Source organism: Pseudomonas sp. TWI929 (assembly GCF_039673335.1).
Taxonomy (GTDB): Bacteria; Pseudomonadota; Gammaproteobacteria; order Pseudomonadales; family Pseudomonadaceae; genus Aquipseudomonas.
The window spans coordinates 1-17,326 of the sequence record NZ_JBDJLK010000104.1 but is presented as its reverse complement, the minus strand read 5'-3'; the positions used below and the strand labels follow the sequence as shown (position 1 = coordinate 17,326).

Here is a 17,326-nt window from a genome sequence, read left to right as displayed (position 1 = left end):
CTCAAGCGCCTCCACAGCTACAACGGCTATGAAACACCGGTAGCCATGGAGGAAAAGCTCAAGATAGCGGCATGAACCTTAACCGGTGTCCAAAATTACTTGACCAGTTCAAGCCAGCTCCCACAGGATCAACACAACCTGCGACATCTGTGCAATCCCTGTGGGAGCTGGCTTGCCGGCGATAGGGCCGGTACAGGCTTAGCCGATCAACCCTGCGGCGACAGCGCCGCCAGGTGTGCCGCCATGAGCATGGCGAACTCTTCCACGGTCATTTTCTTGCCATTGAAATCGACCATGCCATCGGCGTAGTGCAAGCTGCTCACCACGTCGTTGCCCTGCACCGTGGCCATGCCGCTCTGCAGCGCCATCATGCCAACCATCTCACCCGCCTGGCTCGACTGCATGGCAATTGCCTGGGCATCGCTCTGCCCATCCAGCAGCGCCTGCAAGGTCGCCAGGTCACCGATCATCGGCTTGGACAGCGACAGCTTGCTCTTCACCTCGGTGACCAGCTGCTTGCTCAACTGATCCGGCGGCAGGTCGAAGCTGGCCGGGGCGGCGAAGCCCATCGACAGGTTGAAGTGGCTTTCGCCATTGGCGGTCTTGAACGACAGGTTTTCCACCGCCACCCTGGGCTTGGCCGCCAACAGCTTCTGCAGGTCGCCCTGGAACCTGGCTTTTTCGGTGTCGTCCATCTGGATTTGCGGCACCGGCTGGCCGGCAGCGGATGCAGCCTCGAACTCCGGCAGGTGCGCCTGGTACCACTTCGACAACGCCTGCAGTGCCGGCGCATTGACCGAGGTGACACTCACCGCCAACTGGGCCTTGCCCACCGCACGGCCATCCCAGGTGATATCCCCGACCTTGTACTCCACACGGCCACCCACGGTGTCCGGGCCATCCAGGGTTTGCCGGGCGTTCTGCTCAATGCCCTTGACCAGCAGCACTTGCTGCTTGGGCCCTAAGGTAACTTTGGTTTCGGCCAATGCCAGGTCGACATTGCCGACATAAATGGTGTCGTGCGCGGTGGCTGCCAGGTTGCCTGCAACCGTCAGGCCTTTGAGCTCGAACGTGGCAGGCGGCTGGTCGTCACGCACCAGCTTCAGCAAGAAACGGTCAGCCGTGCCATGGAACTTCGAAGCCTTGCCTTCCTTGTCACCACTGACTTGCAACTGCATGCCCGAGAAGTCGAGGCTGTTGCCATCCGCTTCATCGAGCTTGACCGGCGCCAGCTGGACCTGGCTGACCACGTTACCGTCGTAACCCAGGCTGGTCTGTGCGCTGACCGGGGCCTGCTCGCCCGCGGCGGCGAACCACGGCGCGAGGGCATCGTCCTTTTGCAGCGTGCTGTTGCTGACCGCCAGCACCGGCATCAGCTTTAGTGCCTTGACCCGAGACCAAGGGAATGGGCCGTGTTCGATCTGGTCGGTCACGCCTACGTCGAAATTCACCACCTCGCCTTCACCCAGGTTGATGTCACGGGCCTTGAGCCGGTACTGGGCAGTGCTGCTGAAGAAATGCTGCTCCAGCGACACCCGCTCGATGCTCATGCTACCACCGGTGCTTACCAGGGCCTTCTTGAGTTCGACGTTGCTGCGGGCCAGGGCGTTGTCCAGCTCTGCAGGTAGCTGCTTGCCGGTGTACCAGGCGCCAACGGTGGTTGCAACGGCAATGGCGATAGCCAGGCCGGAAAGGATGCCAACTGATTTCTTCATGAATTGAACCGAGTGCTGTCCGTAAGGGCTTCGTAGGCGGCCAAGGGCCACGCAGAAAGCGAAGAGTACCACCGCCAGCCGAGCCGAGTGGCTGCCTCGGTCGAGAAATCCCATATTTCGGAAGCATCCGACATCTGGCTGAAAAAGGTTGGCGATTCGTTAATTTTTACGAACACTCAGGTTGATCATAATCGAAAAAAAACGCGCAAAAACCGAATAAACCTCCACTAAAAATCGATAAATATTTCAATTCAGTAACATCCTGTCATGTTTAACTTGACACCCACCTACCCATCGTTTTTTATTTTCACCACTTCGCGCGCCCCCCCGCGCCTCCCGCTGCTCCAACATAAAAGGTGAATAACATGGAGCCCACCCGCTCGCCCTTGCCGCATGCGCAATACACCGTGCCCACCGTTTACGCCCAGCAGCAGGAGCCATGCCAGCATGCAGCATGACCACAGCGCTTCCGGCAACGGCCAACTCCGCAAAACCCTGCGCCTCTGGCACGTGATCATCATCGGCCTGGCCTACCTGACCCCGATGACCGTGTTCGATACCTTCGGCATTGTCAGCGGGATTACCGCCGGCCATGTGCCCAGCGCCTACATCCTGGCGCTGGCCGGGATCCTGTTCACCGCCGTGAGCTACGGCACCTTGGTAAAACGCTTCCCGCAGTCGGGCTCGGCCTATACCTACACCCAACGCGCGATCAACCCGCACGTGGGCTTCCTGGTTGGCTGGTCGTCGCTGCTGGACTACCTGCTGCTGCCGATGGTCAACGCGCTGCTGGCCAAACTCTACCTCTCGGCCATGTTCCCGGAAGTACCGGAATGGATCTGGGTGGCCGGCTTCGTCACCCTGATCAGCCTGATCAACATGCGCAGCGTGAACCTAGTGGCACACTTCAACCTGCTGTTCGTGGGCGTGCAGGTGGCGATCATCGCCGTGTTCATCTACCTGTGCGTGCGCGGCCTGGACCACGGTGAAGGGTTGGGTACTGCCTGGAGCCTGCTGCCATTCGCCGACAGCCAGACCCAGTTCAGCGCCCTGGCAGCCGGTGCGACCATCCTGTGCTTCTCGTTCCTCGGCTTTGACGCGGTCACCTGCCTGTCCGAAGAAACCCGTGACCCGGCCAAGACCATCCCCCGGGCGATCTTCCTTACCGCACTGATCGGCGGCGTGGTGTTCATCACCGTGTCCTACTTCATCCAGGCCTACTTCCCGACCATGGCGCGCTTCCATGACCAGGAAGCGGCATTGCCGGAAATTGCCCTGTACGTCGGCGGCAAGCTGTTCCAGTCGATTTTCATCGCCTGCACCGTGATCAACACCATTGCCTCGGGCCTGGCCTCGCAGACCAGCGTGTCGCGCCTGCTATACGTGATGGGCCGCGACAACGTGATCCCGGCCAGCCTGTTTGCCCGCCTGCACTCGCGCTACAAGACACCTGTGCTGAACATTGCGGTGGTGGGGCTGATTTCGCTGTCGGCAATCTTCTTCGACCTAGTCACCGCCACCTCGATCATCAACTTCGGTGCGCTGGTCGCGTTCAGCTTCGTCAACCTGTCGGTGATCAACCACTGCTACCTGCGCGAAGGCAACCGCAAGGGCCTGGCCAACCAGCTGAAGTACCTGGTACTGCCCACCATCGGCTTCTGCATCATCGTCTCGCTGTGGCTGGACCTGAACGCACATTCGCTGATGTTCGGCGGCATCTGGGCTGCGCTCGGCCTGATCTACCTGGCCTGGCTGACCAAAGCCTTCCGGGCGGCACCGCCGAACTACGTTGCCGAATGACCCACGCTGCCGACAACGCCCGCGCCTGATCGCGGGCGTTGTACTTGATCGAAAAGGAAAGCCCTCATGCCGCCGCGTCGCCTCTCCATCCAGTGGAAGATCACCCTGCTCGCCGGCCTGTGCCTGCTGGCCATCGTCGCCCTGCTCGTCGCCACTTCGCTGACCCAGGCCCGGCGCAGCGCGGCGCTGGTCAACCAGGCCAACACCGAAATGCTCGACAGCAGCGCACGCCTGCGCCTGCAGGCCCACGCCGAAACCCAGGCCATGCGCATTCAGCGCTACTTCATGGACGCCTACCAGTACGGCAATGGCTTTGCCCGCCTGGTGCAAGTGCTGAAGGCCCGTGGTGGCAGCGACCTGCGCGCCGAGCTGACACGCCAGGCCCATGCCAGCCTGGCCGCCAACCCGGATGTGATCGGCCTGTACCTGGTGTTCCAGCCCGACGCCCTGGACCCGGACAACCAACACATTGGCCAGGAAGCCGCAGGCAGCAATGAACGCGGGCGTTTCTCGTTGTACTGGTCGCAACCACGCCCCGGCACCCTGGAACTTGAAGCCATGCCGGAATCGATGCTTGGCGATACCAGCATTGGCAGCAACGGCGCGGCGAAGAACCGCTGGCTGACCTGCCCACAAGACACCGCTAGAACCTGCATGCTCGAACCGTACCTCGACGAGGTGAATGGCCGCCAGGTGCTGATGACCAGCATCGCCCTGCCGCTGCTGGAGCATGGCAAGGTGGTCGGCGTGGTTGGCCTGGATATCGGCTTGGCCAACCTGCAGCAACTAAGCCTGGACGGCCGCCGCGAGCTGTTCGATGGCCAGGGCCAGGTCAGTATCGCCAGCGCGACCGGCCTGCTGGCCGGCAATAGCCGCGACGACAGCAAACTCGGCATGCCCATGGACAAGGCGGTAGCCGACGGCCTGCTGCGCGTGGCCCACCCCTTCACGCCAATCCCGGACGCCGCCCCTTGGCAGGTGTTGCTGGAACTGCCGGAAAGCGTGCTACAGGCACCCGCCGTCGCCCTCAACCAGCGCCTGGATGCGCACAACCAAAGCGCCAACCTCACCAGCCTGCTGGTTGGCCTGGCCACTGCCGTGGTCGGCTTGCTGCTGGTGTGGCTGACCGCACGCGGCGTCACCCGGCCAATCCTGGCGGTGGCCGCGCGGCTAAAGGACATCGCCAGCGGCGAAGGCGACCTTACCCGCCGCCTGGACTATTCCCGCCAAGACGAACTGGGTCAGCTCACCGGCTGGTTCAACCGCTTCCTCGACAAGCTGCAGCCGGTCATCGCCCAGGTCAAAGGCTCGCTGCAGGAAGCCCGCGGCACTGCCGACCAGTCGGCCGCCATCGCCAGCCAGACCAGCAACGGCATGCAGCAGCAACACCGTGAAATCGAGCAGGTGGCCACTGCCGCCAACGAAATGAGCGCCACCGCCCTGGATGTCGCGCATAACGCCTCGCAGGCGGCCCAGGCGGCACGCGCTGCCGACCAGGCCAGCCAGGAAGGCCTGCAATTGATCGACAGCACTCGCCAGGGCATCGACCGCCTGGCCACCGACATGAACACCGCCATGGACGAGGCACGAGCACTGGAAGACCGTAGCGGCAAGATCGGCTCGGTGCTGGAGGTGATTCGCACCATCGCCGAGCAAACCAACCTGCTGGCGCTGAATGCGGCCATCGAAGCGGCTCGCGCCGGCGAAGCCGGGCGTGGTTTTGCCGTGGTCGCCGATGAAGTGCGCGGCCTGGCCCAGCGCACCCAGGTGTCGGTGGAGGAAATTCGCCAGGTCATCGAAGGCCTGCAGCAAGGCACCCAGGATGTGGTCGGTGCCATGCACGAAGGCCAGCGCCAGGCCCAGCACAGCGCCGCGCGCATGGAACAGGCGCTACCAGCACTGCAGCGCATTGGCGAAGCGGTGGCAGTGATCAGCGACATGAACCTGCAGATTGCCTCGGCGGCCGAAGAGCAGAGCGCGGTGGCCGAAGAAGTGAACCGCAACGTGGCCGGTATACGCGATGTAACCGAATCGCTGGCTGGCCAGGCCGATGAGTCGGCCCGCATCAGCCAGGCCTTGAACCGGCTGGCCAACCAGCAACAGGCGCTGATGGAGCAATTCCGCGTCTAGCCTGTAAGGGCCTCTTCGCGGGTAAACCCGCTCCCACAAGGATTTGCACCGATCTTGAAGACGACGCCAGACCTTGTGGGAGCGGGTTTACCCGCGAAGAGGCCCTCCCAGGCCCTACAGCACTATCGATTTTACCGAGCACATTTATGCAAACCCCAACCCGATCCTCCTTCTTCGACATCACCAGCGAGCAAGGCCTGTTACGCACCTCGATCGCTGCCACCCTGTTCATCGCCATCATCGGCATTGCCTTCGGCCTGGCCTCTGGCTCGTTCTCCATCGTGTTCGACGGTGTCTACTCGCTGGTAGACGCCAGCATGAGCGGGCTGTCACTGGTAGTGGTCAAGCTGATCACCTCGCACACCACCAGCGTGCAGATGTCACGCAAGCTGCGTGAGCGCTTCACCATGGGCTTCTGGCACCTGGAGCCAATGGTACTGGCGCTCAACGGTATCCTGCTGAGTGGCGTAGCCATCTATGCGCTGATCAACGCCGTCAGCAGCCTGCTGCAAGGCGGGCGCCACCTGGAGTTCGGCATCGCCATGGTTTATGCGGTGCTGACCGTGATCACCTGCGTGACCATCGCCGTGGTCGAGGCCCGCGCCAACCGCAAGCTGAAGTCAGACTTCGTGCGCATGGACGTCAAGGGCTGGGTGATGTCGGCCAGCATTACCGCCGCGCTGCTGATCGCCTTCTGCTTTGGTTACGCAGTGCAGGGCACGTCGCTTGAGTGGGTGTCACCGTACATCGACCCGGCGGTACTGGCACTGGTGTGCCTGGTGATCGTGCCGTTGCCGATGTCGGTGGTGCGCCAGGCGCTGTCGGAAATCTTCCTGGTCACCCCCGGTGACCTCAAGCAGCACGTGGATGAAGTGGCCAAGGCCTTTGTCGCCCGCCACGGGCTGCAGTCGTACCGCGCCTATGTGGCCAAGGTCGGGCGCTCGCGGGAAATCGAGCTGTATTTCATCGTACCGCCAGGAATGGGGGCGAAGACCATCGATGAGTGGGACGCGCTACGCAACGAGGTGGGCGATGCAGTTGGGGGTGAAGGGCCGGACCGCTGGATTACAGTGGTTTTTACCGGGGATAAAGAATGGGCAGAATAGATCGCCAGTGTCGTTAAAGCCTGCAAAGCGTCGACATGAAAGTAGTTCAAAGCCCAAGCCCGGGCTTTTACGGCAGGCCTGCTTACTTCATTTCGCGCCTGAAGGACGAACGGGCAGCACAGGCGTGCGAGCGATTTACGAACGGCTTCACTATCAAACTGGCTACAGAGGATGAAGAATGAAGGAACATACCTATAGCGTTACTGTGAAATGGGTCGGCAATACCGGTAAAGGAACGACCCATTACACGTCCTACCAGCGCGATTTCGATTTAGAAGCCGATAGTAAAAGTACCATTGCCGGCTCTGCAGACCCTGCATTTCGCGGCGACTCCTCGCGCTGGAACCCAGAGGATCTTCTGGTCGCCTCGCTCTCGGCCTGCCATAAGCTGTGGTACTTGCACCTGTGTGCCGTTAATGATGTGAACGTACTGGAGTATGTCGACCACCCGCTGGGTCGCATGTCTGAGGGCGATAATCAGCGCAAGGGACATTTCACGCAGGTAGCTTTGCGCCCACGAATCGTCGTCGCAAGCGGGTCGGATATCGACCTTGCCATGCGCCTGCACGAACAGGCCCATCATGAATGCTTCATTGCCAACTCGGTAAATTTCCCAGTGGTGTGTGAAGCTGTTGTGGAGCATCAGCGGTGAATCACCTTCGTGTATGACACACACTGCTAACACTGCCGTTCTTAGGCCTGTAGAGAACTTTCACCGCCAAGTACAAGCATCGAGTGTGGTCGGGGCCATGGCTTGAGTCGGCACGCATCAGCCAAGCCTTGAACCGGCTGGCCAACCAGCAACAGGCGCTGATGGAGCAATTCCGTGTCTAACCTGTGAAGGCCAATGCGCCCCTATCGCCGGCAAGCCAGCTCCCACAGGTACAGCGTAGGGCTTGGCCTTGATGCAATCCTGCGGGAGCTTGCTGGCGATGAGGCCTTTACAGGAAATGGAAACGAAAAAGCCCGCGACCGTTGCCGGTAGCGGGCTTTGACGTACTGCGTATGGTGGGTCGTGTAGGATTCGAACCTACGACCAATTGGTTAAAAGCCAACTGCTCTACCAACTGAGCTAACGACCCGTTGGATGGCGCGTATAATACTGATTTCTAACGGGAAATCAACACTCCATCAAACTTTTTTTGCTAAAAATACCGCGTCGGGTCTTCGACACCGGCGGCCTTGAAGCCGTCGGCACGCAGGCGGCAGCTGTCGCATTTGCCACAGGCGCGGCCATCATCGTCGGCCTGGTAGCAGGAAACGGTCAGGCTGTAATCCACGCCACGGGCCATGCCGGCCTGCACGATCTGCGCCTTGCTCATGTTCTGCAGCGGTGCCTGGATGCGGAAGCCTTGCCCTTCGACACCAGCCTTGGTTGCCAGGTTGGCCATGCGCTCAAAGGCTTCGACAAACTCAGGGCGGCAGTCCGGGTAACCGGAATAGTCCACGGCATTGACACCGATGAAGATGTCGCGCGCCTCCAGTACTTCCGCCCACCCCAGGGCCAGCGACAGGAACACGGTGTTGCGCGCCGGCACATAGGTGACCGGGATACCTTCGCCCGGGGCTTCCGGCACATCGATGCTGCTGTCGGTCAAGGCCGAGCCGCCGATGCCGTCGAGGTTCAGGCCAATCACCTTGTGCTCCACCACCCCGAGGTCGCGGGCCACGCGGGCGGCAGCGTTCAGCTCGGCGCGGTGGCGCTGGCCATAATCGAAACTCATGGTGTAGCAGCTGTAGCCTTCGGCCTTGGCCATGGCAACCACCGTGGCCGAGTCCAGGCCACCGGACAACAGGATTACAGCTCGTTTATCGGTCATGTGTGCTTGCTCCTCAATCAACGTCCGGGTTCGTCGTTCCACAGCAGCTTGTGCAACTGCAGCTGGAAACGTACGGGCAGGTTGTCGGCAACGATCCAGTCTGCCAGGTCGCTGGCGCTCACCTGGTGATGGCTGGGCGAGAACAACACCTCACCAGCGCGCTCGGCCAGGTTGTACTGGATCAGCTTGGAGACCGCCCAGTCGTAGTCCTCACGGGAACAGATGACGAACTTGACCTGGTCGTTGCGGGTCAGCAGCTCGATGTTCTCGTAGCGGTTACGGTGCGACTCTTCGGAGCCTGGGGTCTTCAGGTCGACCACTCGGCTGACGCGGGTATCGGTGCCGGCAATATCCAGCGCGCCGCTGGTTTCCAGCGACACTTCATAGCCGGCATCACACAGGCGCTGCAGCAACGGCAAGGCGTTGGGCTGGGCCAATGGCTCGCCACCGGTGACGCAGACGTAGCGCGGTTTGAAACCGGCGACCTGCTCAAGGATCGAATCGAGGGTGCGAATAGTACCGCCAGTGAAGGCATAGGCACTGTCGCAGTACTGACAGCGCAGGGGGCAACCGGTGAGGCGCACGAATACCGTGGGCAACCCAGCCGTTCGCGTTTCACCCTGCAAAGAGTAAAAGACTTCGGTGATACGTAATGTGTCTTGCATGCTCGCCACGGGCGTGACAGCTAAACAGGCTGCCCGCCTCCGTCAGGCACTGTCGCGGACTCGACATAGCGTTATCCGCAGCAGCGTGTTTACGAAAAAAGGGCAATGATTCTAACGAAAAAACCCGCGACTGGCGCGGGTTTCTTTTGAACGGTGCTGCTTAGAGCTTCTGCAGGTCTCGCTGGGCCAGTTGCGCGGCAGAGGTGCCGGGGTACTGGGTGATAACCTGCTGCAGGATGCCCTTGACCTTGTCGGTGTGGCCCATGCGGCGCTCGACGTCGGCCAGCTTGTACAGCGAATCTGGCACCTTGCTGTGCTTCGGATACTTCTGGCTGACCTGGGCGAAGGCTTGGCTGGCAGCCGGCAAGTCGCCTTTGGCCAGGTTCACCTCACCCAACCAGTACTGGGCGTTGCCGGCGTACTGGCTGTTTGGGTACTTGCGCAGGAAGGCGTTGAACGCCTGGCTGGCCTTGTCGAAGTCCTTCTGCTTGATCAGGTCGAAAGCAGCATCGTAGTAGAGCTTTTCTTTCGCCGGATCACCGGGCTCGCTATTGGCGGCCGGTTGTTGCGCAGCAGCACCTGCTGCTGCATCGGGGGCGGCATTGGATGCACCACCACCGGAGGAATTGTCAGGGGTCGCGGCAGGCGCGGCGCCACTGTTGATGCGACGGTCCAGGTCCTGGTATCGCTCCAGGTTTTCCTGCTTCATGCGCGACACATCGTTCTGCAGCTCTTCGATGATGCCCTGCTGGCGGGAAAGCTGGTCCTGCATCTGTTGCAGCTGCATGAACAGCTGGCCCTGTGCAGAGGCAGGGGTCGAAGCCCCTGCCCCGGCATAGGCGCCGCTCGTGCCATAACCCGAAGGCGGATAACTGCCTGCGTTGTCATCTACTACAGGGACCTCAGCCCAGGCCGCGAGCGGCAGGCTGAGTGCGAGGACGGTTACTACACGGCGGCACATACGCATAAGAACTTACTTACGCAGTTCTACGCGACGGTTCTGAGCCCAGGACTGCTCGTCGTTGCCGGTGGCAACTGGACGCTCTTCGCCGTAGGAAACCAGTTCCAGCTGAGCAGGGGAAACGCCCTGCAGAACCAGGTAGCGCTGAACGGCTTTCGCACGACGCTCACCCAGAGCCATGTTGTACTCGCGGGTGCCGCGCTCGTCGGTGTTGCCTTCCAGGACAACGCGGTTGCCGTTGGACTTCAGGTCCTTGGCGTGAACGTCCAGAGCGCGCATGGCTTCTGGCTTCAGGTCCGAGCTGTCGTATTCGAAGTAGAAGGTGGTGATTGCGCGCAGGGCAGCTTCTTCGCTCAGGGAGCCGTCAACAGCGCCAGTGTTGGCACCGTAGCCAGCGTTCGGGTCTACAGCAGCGCCTTCGCCTGCGTTATCACCGCCCTTCGAGGAGCAACCTACAGCTACGGCCATGGCCAGAGCCAGCGCAGCAAATTTACCAAACTTCAGCATTTCCATCGTGAAACTCCTAATGAAACCCCAGTGTGTTAAGCAAAACGTATTACGCCGCGATCAGTTCAGGTAGGGGGACCAGGACGGTTCTCTGACTTCGCCTTGAGCGGTAGGAAGTGGGAGCCTCACGCGGCCATTAAGCGACACGAGCATCAAGACTCCCCGGCCCTGCTGGCGGGTGGCGTAGATTAGCATGGTGCCGTTAGGCGCGACAGTGGGAGACTCATCAAGACTTGTTTCAGACAGAATCTTTACACTTCCGCGCTGCAAATCCTGGGCCGCAACTTTGAAGTTGGTAAAGCCCTGTTGGCGATGAATCATTACCAGCGTCTTTTCGTCCGCCGACAGTTTTGGGTTGGCGTTGTAGTTACCTACAAAGGTCACACGCTCAGCACCACCACCACTGACCGACTGCTTGTAGATTTGCGGCTTGCCGCCACGGTCGGAAGTGAAGTAAAGGGTGTTGCCATCTTTACCCCAGAACGGCTCGGTATTGATACCTGGGCCTGCGGTTACACGGCTGATCTGGCGCGAAGCCACGTTCATCACGTAGATGTCCGGGTTGCCATCTTTCGACAACACGAACGCCAGGCGCGAACCGTCCGGCGACCAGGCTGGCGCGCCGTTCAGGCCTTCGAAGTTGGTAACTTGCTCGCGGCGACCGGTATCGATGTTCTGCACGAAGATGCGCGGGCGTTTCTGCTCGAACGAAACATAGGCGATACGCTTGCCATCCGGCGCAAAGCGCGGCGACAGGATCGGCTCACGCGATTGCAGCAGGGTGACCGCACGCGCACCGTCGTAGTCCGAACGCTGCAGGGTGTAGCGGGTGTTGTTGGTGGAGAAACGCTCGGCCGTCACGTACAGCATGCGGGTGGAGAACGCACCCTTGATGCCGGTGAGCTTCTCGAACGACTGGTCGGCAATGTAGTGCGCCATGTCGCGCAGCTGGTCAGTGCTGCCCGCCACGCTACCGGTCAGCACTTGCTGCTCGGTGGCGACGTTGAACAGTGCGTACTGCACCTGCAGGCGACCGCCCGACGGCACGATGCTACCGACCATCACGTACTGGGCACCCAGCGCTTTCCAGTCACGGAAGATCACTTCGCTGGCCTGCGACGGCTGGCTGATCATGTTCTGCCGCGGAATCGGCGAATAGTAGCCAGAGTTGCGCAGGTCGTTGCCGATGATGTCGGCAATGTCTTCGGGCAGCACGCTGCCCCCCTGTAGACCGAACGGCACTACCGCGATGGGTGTTGCCCGGTCGCTGCCGCTGGTGACCAGGATGTTCTTTTCCTCTGCCACGGCCATGCCTGCCACGCAGCACAGCATGACCAGCAGTCCTCTCAGACGTTTAATCACAACGCTAGATCCTCAGGTGTAAATGTCATCTTGAACGAACGATATTGGTTGAAATCGCTCGGCTTCATACCCTGCATCTCGGTCAAACGACCAATGTTCTTCACCGCAGCCACCGCCGAACTGTCATACGGGCCGTCACCACTGGAACGGGCCACGCTGACACTGGTGATGGTACCGTCCGGCAACATGTTGATCTGCAGGACCACCGTCATGCCCTTGCGCGCGGAAGGCGGACGCGCCCAGCCCTCGGCCGCGCGCATGCGGATCAGGTCGTCGAAATCACCGGCCACCTGGTCACCCTGCTCGTCGGCCAGCGCCTGCTGCCGTTCGGTGGTGTCGGACAACAGCTCGGCCAGGGCCTGGGCTTTCTTGTCTTCCGCCGCCTTGCGGGCCGCTTCCTGTGCCTTCTTCTTCTGGGCGTCTGCAGCGGCCTTTTTCTTGGCCTCTTCAGCTGCCTTCTTCTTCGCTTCCTCGGCCACCTCTTTCTTCTTGGCGTCCTCGGCAGCTTTCTTCTTGGCCTCTTCGGCTGCCTTTTTCTTGGCATCCTCGGCGGCTTGCTTCTTCGCCTCTTCAGCGGCCTCTTTCTTGGCCTCTTCTTCGGCTTTTTTCTTGGCTTCTTCCTCGGCCTTCTTCTTGGCGATATCGGCCTGCTGCTTCTCGGCGGCCTTCTTCGCCTCTTCGGCCTTCTTGGCTTCTGCGGCTTTCTTGGCCTCTGTAGCCTTGGCGGCTTCGGCGGCGGCTTCGGCTTTTTTCGCTTCGGCGGCCTCGCGGGCCTCTTCGGCCTTTTGAGCAGCGTCGGCCTTCTTTTGTTCCGCAGCCTTCACGGCCTCCTGCTCGACCTTCTTCTGCTCCAGCTGCTCGACCTCGGTCTGGCGCGAAGCGGTTTTCTTCGCTTCCCCGGCAATCTTCTGATTGGTCTGGGTGGTCGCCTGGCTCTTGGACTTGAGCTGGTACAGGGTAGCCTGAACGATCGGCTTGGATGGCGGCAGCTCTGGCGTCATGGCAAAACTGACGAACAGCAAGGCAAACACCAGCACATGCAGGCCGATGGCCCAGACACTGGGCCAGAAGTAGCTTTCCGAGGCGGATGGCTCTCGCTGTTGCATCAGGGCGCCTCGGTAATCAGGCCAACGTTACCGACACCGGCCTTCTGCAACCCGCCCATGGCGCCCATGACGGCGCCGTAGTCGACAGCCTTGTCGCCACGAATGAACACCTGGGTCTGCTTGCCCTGGTCACGGCCGGCGGCAATGATCTTGGTCACTGCGCTGGTCATTTCCGGCAAGGTCATGGCCTTGTCCATCTGCTTGTCGGTATCGACTTCGCTGCCGAGGTTCCAGTAGTAGGTCTTGTCGGCCTTGATGGAGATGGTGAGGATCTGGACGTTGTTGTCCTGCGGCAAGGCTTCGCTGGAAACCTTGGGCAGGTCGACCTTGACGCCCTGGTTGAGCATGGGCGCCGTCACCATGAAGATGACCAGCAGCACCAGCATCACGTCGATGTAGGGCACCACGTTCATCTCGGCGACGGGCTTGCGTTTGTGGCGAACTCGGGCCATGGGCTTCTACCTGATTACTCTTCGCTGGTGTGCACTTTGCGGTGCAGGATCGCCTGGAACTCGTCGGCGAAGGTGTAGTAACGGCCGATCAGCACTTCGCTGCGCGCAGCGAAACGGTTGTAGGCGATTACTGCCGGGATTGCCGCGAACAGGCCAATGGCAGTGGCGATCAGCGCTTCGGCGATACCCGGGGCGACGGTGGCCAGGGTGGCCTGCTGGGCACTGGCCAGGCCGCGGAAGGAGTTCATGATGCCCCATACGGTACCGAACAGGCCGATGTACGGGCTGGTGGAGCCGACGGTGGCCAGGAACGGCAGGCTCTGCTCGAGTTTTTCTTCCTCGCGCGAGATGGCAACGCGCATGGCACGGCCAACGCCTTCCATGACCGCGTCCGGGTCTACACCCGGTTGCTGGCGCAGGCGCGAGAACTCCTTGAAGCCAGCACGGAACACCTGCTCCACGCCGGAGTCCGGGTCTGGGTTGCTGCCTGCCTGGCGATACAGCTTGGACAGGTCGATACCCGACCAGAAGCGCTCCTCAAAGGCATCCAGCGCACGGCGACCGGCGCGCAGCATGGTGCTGCGCTGGAAGATCATGATCCATGAGGTGACCGAGGCGGCCACCAGGGTCAGCATTACCAGCTGTACCACCACGCTGGCATTGCTGACCAGACTCCACATGGAGGTATGGTCGACGACGTTAGCTTCCACGCTTATTCTCCTGCGTTCGATTGATTACCCGAGCCGTCCGCCGCAAAGGCGTCGCGCAGCTGGGGGGGTATGGCTCGGGGTTTGAAAGTGTCGGCGCGCACGGCGGCCACCAGGAACTGCCCTTCGCAGAGCAGCGTTTCATCCTTTTCTCGCCAGACCTGCTGTACGAAACGCAGGCTGGCGCGATTGAGTTCAAGTACTTGCGCGGTGACCCGCAGCGCGTCGTCCAGCCGCGCCGGCGCGTGGTAGCGCGCTTCGCTGGAATGGACCACGAACAGCAGGTTGTCTTCGGCCAGCTGCGACTGGGAAAAGCCCAAGTGCCGCAGGCGTTCGGTACGCGCGCGCTCCATGAATTTCAGGTAGTTGACGTAATACACCACGCCGCCCGCATCGGTGTCTTCGTAATAGACGCGACAACGGTGTGCGAACGGTTCGAGCTGATTTTGCGCGCGCATACTCTAGTGCTTACTCCTCAGCTTGCCAATCCGCTGTGGCAACTGTTTTTTCTTCATTAATGTCTTATTGCCAGCGCACCCTTGGCATGCCAGCGGTAGGACCACGAAAAGTCGTTTTTGATCTGTCATTCATCGCCTGGCTCGGAAAAATCACCACCCTCCCCCAGGCGCCCGGGAATATTCAGGCCAAAGTGCAGGTATGCGTGCCGGGTGACCACGCGGCCGCGCGGCGTACGCATGATGTAGCCCTGCTGAATCAGGTACGGTTCAAGCACGTCCTCGATGGTGTGGCGCTCTTCGCTGATGGCCGCAGCCAGGTTATCCACGCCCACCGGCCCACCATCGAACTTCTCGATCATGGTCAGCAGCAGGCGGCGGTCGGAATGGTCGAAACCGCGCTCATCGACGTCCAGCAGGTTCAGCGCCATATCGGCCACGGCCTTGGTGATCTGGCCCTTGCCGCGCACCTCGGCGTAGTCACGCACACGGCGCAGCAGGCGGTTGGCGATACGCGGGGTGCCACGGGCACGGCGGGCGATCTCGTAGGCGCCCTGATCTTCGATGGTCAGGCCGAGGATGTTGGCCGAACGGCTGACGATGGTGGCAAGGTCCTTGTCGCTGTAGAACTCCAGGCGCTGGACGATACCAAAGCGGTCACGCAGCGGGTTGGTCAGCATGCCAGCACGGGTAGTGGCACCGACCAGGGTGAACGGTGGCAGGTCGAGCTTGATCGAACGGGCCGCCGGCCCTTCGCCGATCATGATGTCGAGCTGGAAGTCCTCCATGGCCGGGTACAGCACCTCTTCGACGACCGGTGACAGCCGATGGATCTCGTCGATGAACAGCACGTCGTGCGGTTCGAGGTTGGTCAGCATGGCTGCCAGGTCGCCCGGGCGCTCCAGAATCGGCCCCGAGGTACTCTTCACCGACACACCCATTTCATGGGCGATGATGTTGGCAAGGGTGGTCTTGCCCAACCCGGGCGGGCCGAAAATAAGTGTGTGATCGAGCGACTCGCTGCGCCCGCGCGCCGCCTGGATGAACAACGACATTTGTTCGCGCACTACGGGCTGCCCGATGTATTCCTCAAGGCTCAGGGGGCGGATCGCACGGTCCTGGACCTCTTCACGGTCACGTCCATTGGCGGCAATCAGGCGGTCGGCTTCGATCACTTGGTAATCATCCCTTTCAGGCTGCGGCGGATCAGCTCTTCACTGCTCAGGCCGGCCTTGTCCTTGATCGCGGCGATTGCCTTGCTGGCTTCCTGCGGTTTGTAGCCCAGCGAGACCAGGGCGCTGACCGCATCGGCCTCGGCGCTGGACTCGCTGGCGACCGGCAACGGCCCATCGGACACCAGGGTGAACATGGCCGGGGAGGTTTCCCAGGCCTTGAAGCGGTCCTTGAGCTCGACCAGCAGGCGTTCGGCGGTTTTCTTGCCGACACCGGGCACGCGCACCAGGGCCGAAGTGTCCTGAGCCTGCACGCAGCGCACCAGTTCGTCCACTTCCAGCCCGGACATCAATGCCAGCGCCAGCTTGGGGCCCACGCCGTTGAGGCGGATGAGCTCGCGGAACAGCTCGCGCTCGCGCTTCTCGGCAAAACCGTAGAGCAAGTGGGCGTCTTCGCGCACTACCAGGTGGGTATGCACGGTGACGGTTTCGCCCACCTTGGGCAGACGGTACAGCGTGGTCATGGGAACTTCCAGTTCGTAACCCACGCCGTTGACGTCGATAATCAGGTGCGGCGGCTGTTTTTCCGCCAGGGTGCCGCGCAAACGTCCAATCACGTTCCGATCCTTCCTCTCGGGGAGCCGATCAAAGACCGCTCAACCCTATCAGCAAATGCAACGGGTGGGCGTTCCACCCGGACAAAATGTGTATCAGCGCATGAAGCGCCTACAGACGCAAGCGCCCGCCGCGACGCCGCGCCGTGGCCAGGCCATGCGGCACCAGGCTGGAGCGGGTATGGGCGTGGCACAGGGCGATGGCCAGGGCGTCGGAGGCATCGATCTGCGGTTTTTGCGTCAGTTTCAACAGGTGCATGACCATCATCATCACCTGCTCCTTGTTGGCGCCACCGGTACCGGCCACGGCCTGCTTGACCTGGGTGGCGCTGTATTCGGCAATTTCCAGGCCGGCTTCGGCAGCAGCGACGATGGCCGCGCCACGGGCCTGGCCGAGCTTGAGCGCCGAATCGGCGTTGCGGGCCATGAACACCCGCTCGATGCCCATGGTCACCGGGCCGTGCTGGGCGATGATTTCACTGACACCACGAAAAACGATCTGCAGCCGCTCGTGCAGCTCACCGCTGCCGGTGCGGATGCAGCCCGACGCCACGTACTCGCAACCACGGGCGGTCTGGCGGACCACGCCATAGCCGGTGATGCGCGAACCGGGGTCGATACCAAGAATCAGAGTCATAGTGCCTGTCGTACGAAACTCATGTTTTACCACCATTGGGGCCGCTGCGCGGCCCATCGCCGGCAAGCCAGCTCCCACAGGTACAGTGCAAGGCCTGATGGTTGCACTGTACCTGTG

At 61.4% G+C, this 17,326-nt stretch carries 18 protein-coding genes and 1 tRNA gene; 5 read left to right on the top strand and 14 right to left on the bottom strand.

The window, feature by feature from the left end; translation table 11 throughout:
• Positions 1-206: 206 nt before the first annotated feature.
• Positions 207-1,715 carry a YdgA family protein gene (locus ABE456_RS25665; protein WP_346646428.1) on the bottom strand — a complete coding sequence of 503 codons (1,509 nt, stop codon included), beginning with the start codon at positions 1,713-1,715 and terminating at the stop codon, positions 207-209.
• Positions 1,716-2,162: 447 nt separating this feature from the next.
• On the opposite strand from ABE456_RS25665, the gene ABE456_RS25660 reads away from it, so the two are divergent.
• The 5 genes from ABE456_RS25660 to ABE456_RS25640 all read left to right on the top strand — a co-directional run bounded on the left by ABE456_RS25660 (position 2,163) and on the right by ABE456_RS25640 (position 7,403).
• Positions 2,163-3,515 (top strand): APC family permease, encoded by a 1,353-nt coding sequence (locus ABE456_RS25660; protein ID WP_346646427.1) that lies wholly within the window; start codon positions 2,163-2,165, stop codon positions 3,513-3,515.
• Between the two features lie 66 nt (positions 3,516-3,581).
• Entirely contained in the window at positions 3,582-5,645 is a 2,064-nt protein-coding gene (locus ABE456_RS25655; RefSeq protein WP_346646426.1) for a methyl-accepting chemotaxis protein, read from the top strand.
• A gap of 146 nt (positions 5,646-5,791) precedes the next feature.
• Positions 5,792-6,751, top strand: a complete 960-nt coding sequence (locus tag ABE456_RS25650) for a cation transporter (RefSeq protein ID WP_346646425.1) — start codon at positions 5,792-5,794, stop codon at positions 6,749-6,751.
• Between the two features lie 35 nt (positions 6,752-6,786).
• Entirely contained in the window at positions 6,787-6,933 is a 147-nt protein-coding gene (locus tag ABE456_RS25645) for a hypothetical protein (RefSeq protein WP_346646424.1), read from the top strand.
• Entirely contained in the window at positions 6,930-7,403 is a 474-nt protein-coding gene (locus ABE456_RS25640) for an OsmC family protein (RefSeq protein ID WP_346646423.1), read from the top strand. Before ABE456_RS25645 ends, ABE456_RS25640 begins: the two co-directional genes overlap by 4 nt.
• Before the next feature lie 354 nt (positions 7,404-7,757).
• Here the strand turns inward: ABE456_RS25640 and ABE456_RS25635 are convergent.
• From ABE456_RS25635 to ruvC, 13 genes are all read right to left on the bottom strand, one after another.
• Positions 7,758-7,833: transfer RNA gene (locus ABE456_RS25635), tRNA-Lys, on the bottom strand.
• A 63-nt stretch (positions 7,834-7,896) separates the two neighbouring features.
• Entirely contained in the window at positions 7,897-8,571 is a 675-nt protein-coding gene (queC, locus tag ABE456_RS25630) for a 7-cyano-7-deazaguanine synthase QueC (RefSeq protein WP_207876960.1), read from the bottom strand.
• A 17-nt stretch (positions 8,572-8,588) separates the two neighbouring features.
• Positions 8,589-9,236, bottom strand: coding sequence for a 7-carboxy-7-deazaguanine synthase QueE (gene queE, locus ABE456_RS25625; RefSeq protein ID WP_286110945.1), 648 nt, complete (start codon positions 9,234-9,236; stop codon positions 8,589-8,591).
• A gap of 160 nt (positions 9,237-9,396) precedes the next feature.
• The gene (gene ybgF / locus ABE456_RS25620) at positions 9,397-10,203 is read right to left on the bottom strand and encodes a tol-pal system protein YbgF (RefSeq protein ID WP_346646422.1); all 807 of its coding nucleotides are present in this window, start codon (positions 10,201-10,203) and stop codon (positions 9,397-9,399) included.
• A gap of 6 nt (positions 10,204-10,209) precedes the next feature.
• Positions 10,210-10,710, bottom strand: a complete 501-nt coding sequence (gene pal, locus ABE456_RS25615) for a peptidoglycan-associated lipoprotein Pal (protein WP_012273762.1) — start codon at positions 10,708-10,710, stop codon at positions 10,210-10,212.
• Positions 10,711-10,764: 54 nt separating this feature from the next.
• Positions 10,765-12,036 carry a Tol-Pal system beta propeller repeat protein TolB gene (gene tolB / locus ABE456_RS25610; protein ID WP_012051477.1) on the bottom strand — a complete coding sequence of 424 codons (1,272 nt, stop codon included), beginning with the start codon at positions 12,034-12,036 and terminating at the stop codon, positions 10,765-10,767.
• A 26-nt stretch (positions 12,037-12,062) separates the two neighbouring features.
• Complete coding sequence (tolA, locus tag ABE456_RS25605; RefSeq protein WP_346646421.1) at positions 12,063-13,172, bottom strand: cell envelope integrity protein TolA; 1,110 nt, start codon at positions 13,170-13,172, stop codon at positions 12,063-12,065.
• The gene (gene tolR, locus ABE456_RS25600) at positions 13,172-13,624 is read right to left on the bottom strand and encodes a protein TolR (protein WP_012315816.1); all 453 of its coding nucleotides are present in this window, start codon (positions 13,622-13,624) and stop codon (positions 13,172-13,174) included. The genes tolA and tolR overlap by 1 nt, the downstream gene beginning before the upstream one ends.
• A 14-nt stretch (positions 13,625-13,638) precedes the next feature.
• Positions 13,639-14,334 carry a protein TolQ gene (tolQ, locus tag ABE456_RS25595; protein WP_010952367.1) on the bottom strand — a complete coding sequence of 232 codons (696 nt, stop codon included), beginning with the start codon at positions 14,332-14,334 and terminating at the stop codon, positions 13,639-13,641.
• A 2-nt stretch (positions 14,335-14,336) separates the two neighbouring features.
• On the bottom strand, positions 14,337-14,789 hold the full coding sequence (ybgC, locus tag ABE456_RS25590; protein WP_086976795.1) for a tol-pal system-associated acyl-CoA thioesterase: 453 nt from the start codon (positions 14,787-14,789) through the stop codon (positions 14,337-14,339).
• Between the two features lie 125 nt (positions 14,790-14,914).
• Entirely contained in the window at positions 14,915-15,961 is a 1,047-nt protein-coding gene (gene ruvB / locus ABE456_RS25585; RefSeq protein ID WP_346646420.1) for a Holliday junction branch migration DNA helicase RuvB, read from the bottom strand.
• Positions 15,958-16,575 carry a Holliday junction branch migration protein RuvA gene (gene ruvA, locus ABE456_RS25580; protein ID WP_110743812.1) on the bottom strand — a complete coding sequence of 206 codons (618 nt, stop codon included), beginning with the start codon at positions 16,573-16,575 and terminating at the stop codon, positions 15,958-15,960. The genes ruvB and ruvA overlap by 4 nt, the downstream gene beginning before the upstream one ends.
• A gap of 109 nt (positions 16,576-16,684) precedes the next feature.
• The gene (ruvC, locus tag ABE456_RS25575) at positions 16,685-17,209 is read right to left on the bottom strand and encodes a crossover junction endodeoxyribonuclease RuvC (RefSeq protein WP_012273769.1); all 525 of its coding nucleotides are present in this window, start codon (positions 17,207-17,209) and stop codon (positions 16,685-16,687) included.
• Positions 17,210-17,326: the final 117 nt, after the last annotated feature.

Coding starts and splice junctions, on each gene's coding strand:
- ruvC (WP_012273769.1), bottom strand. CDS start 17,209: ATGACTCTGATTCTTGGTATCGACCCCGGTTCGCGCATCACCGGCTAT.
- ABE456_RS25650 (WP_346646425.1), top strand. CDS start 5,792: ATGCAAACCCCAACCCGATCCTCCTTCTTCGACATCACCAGCGAGCAA.
- tolB (WP_012051477.1), bottom strand. CDS start 12,036: ATGCTGTGCTGCGTGGCAGGCATGGCCGTGGCAGAGGAAAAGAACATC.
- pal (WP_012273762.1), bottom strand. CDS start 10,710: ATGGAAATGCTGAAGTTTGGTAAATTTGCTGCGCTGGCTCTGGCCATG.
- ybgC (WP_086976795.1), bottom strand. CDS start 14,789: ATGCGCGCGCAAAATCAGCTCGAACCGTTCGCACACCGTTGTCGCGTC.
- ABE456_RS25665 (WP_346646428.1), bottom strand. CDS start 1,715: ATGAAGAAATCAGTTGGCATCCTTTCCGGCCTGGCTATCGCCATTGCC.
- ABE456_RS25660 (WP_346646427.1), top strand. CDS start 2,163: ATGCAGCATGACCACAGCGCTTCCGGCAACGGCCAACTCCGCAAAACC.
- tolA (WP_346646421.1), bottom strand. CDS start 13,172: ATGCAACAGCGAGAGCCATCCGCCTCGGAAAGCTACTTCTGGCCCAGT.
- ABE456_RS25640 (WP_346646423.1), top strand. CDS start 6,930: ATGAAGGAACATACCTATAGCGTTACTGTGAAATGGGTCGGCAATACC.
- ABE456_RS25645 (WP_346646424.1), top strand. CDS start 6,787: ATGAAAGTAGTTCAAAGCCCAAGCCCGGGCTTTTACGGCAGGCCTGCT.
- ybgF (WP_346646422.1), bottom strand. CDS start 10,203: ATGCGTATGTGCCGCCGTGTAGTAACCGTCCTCGCACTCAGCCTGCCG.
- queC (WP_207876960.1), bottom strand. CDS start 8,571: ATGACCGATAAACGAGCTGTAATCCTGTTGTCCGGTGGCCTGGACTCG.
- ABE456_RS25655 (WP_346646426.1), top strand. CDS start 3,582: ATGCCGCCGCGTCGCCTCTCCATCCAGTGGAAGATCACCCTGCTCGCC.
- queE (WP_286110945.1), bottom strand. CDS start 9,236: ATGCAAGACACATTACGTATCACCGAAGTCTTTTACTCTTTGCAGGGT.
- tolR (WP_012315816.1), bottom strand. CDS start 13,624: ATGGCCCGAGTTCGCCACAAACGCAAGCCCGTCGCCGAGATGAACGTG.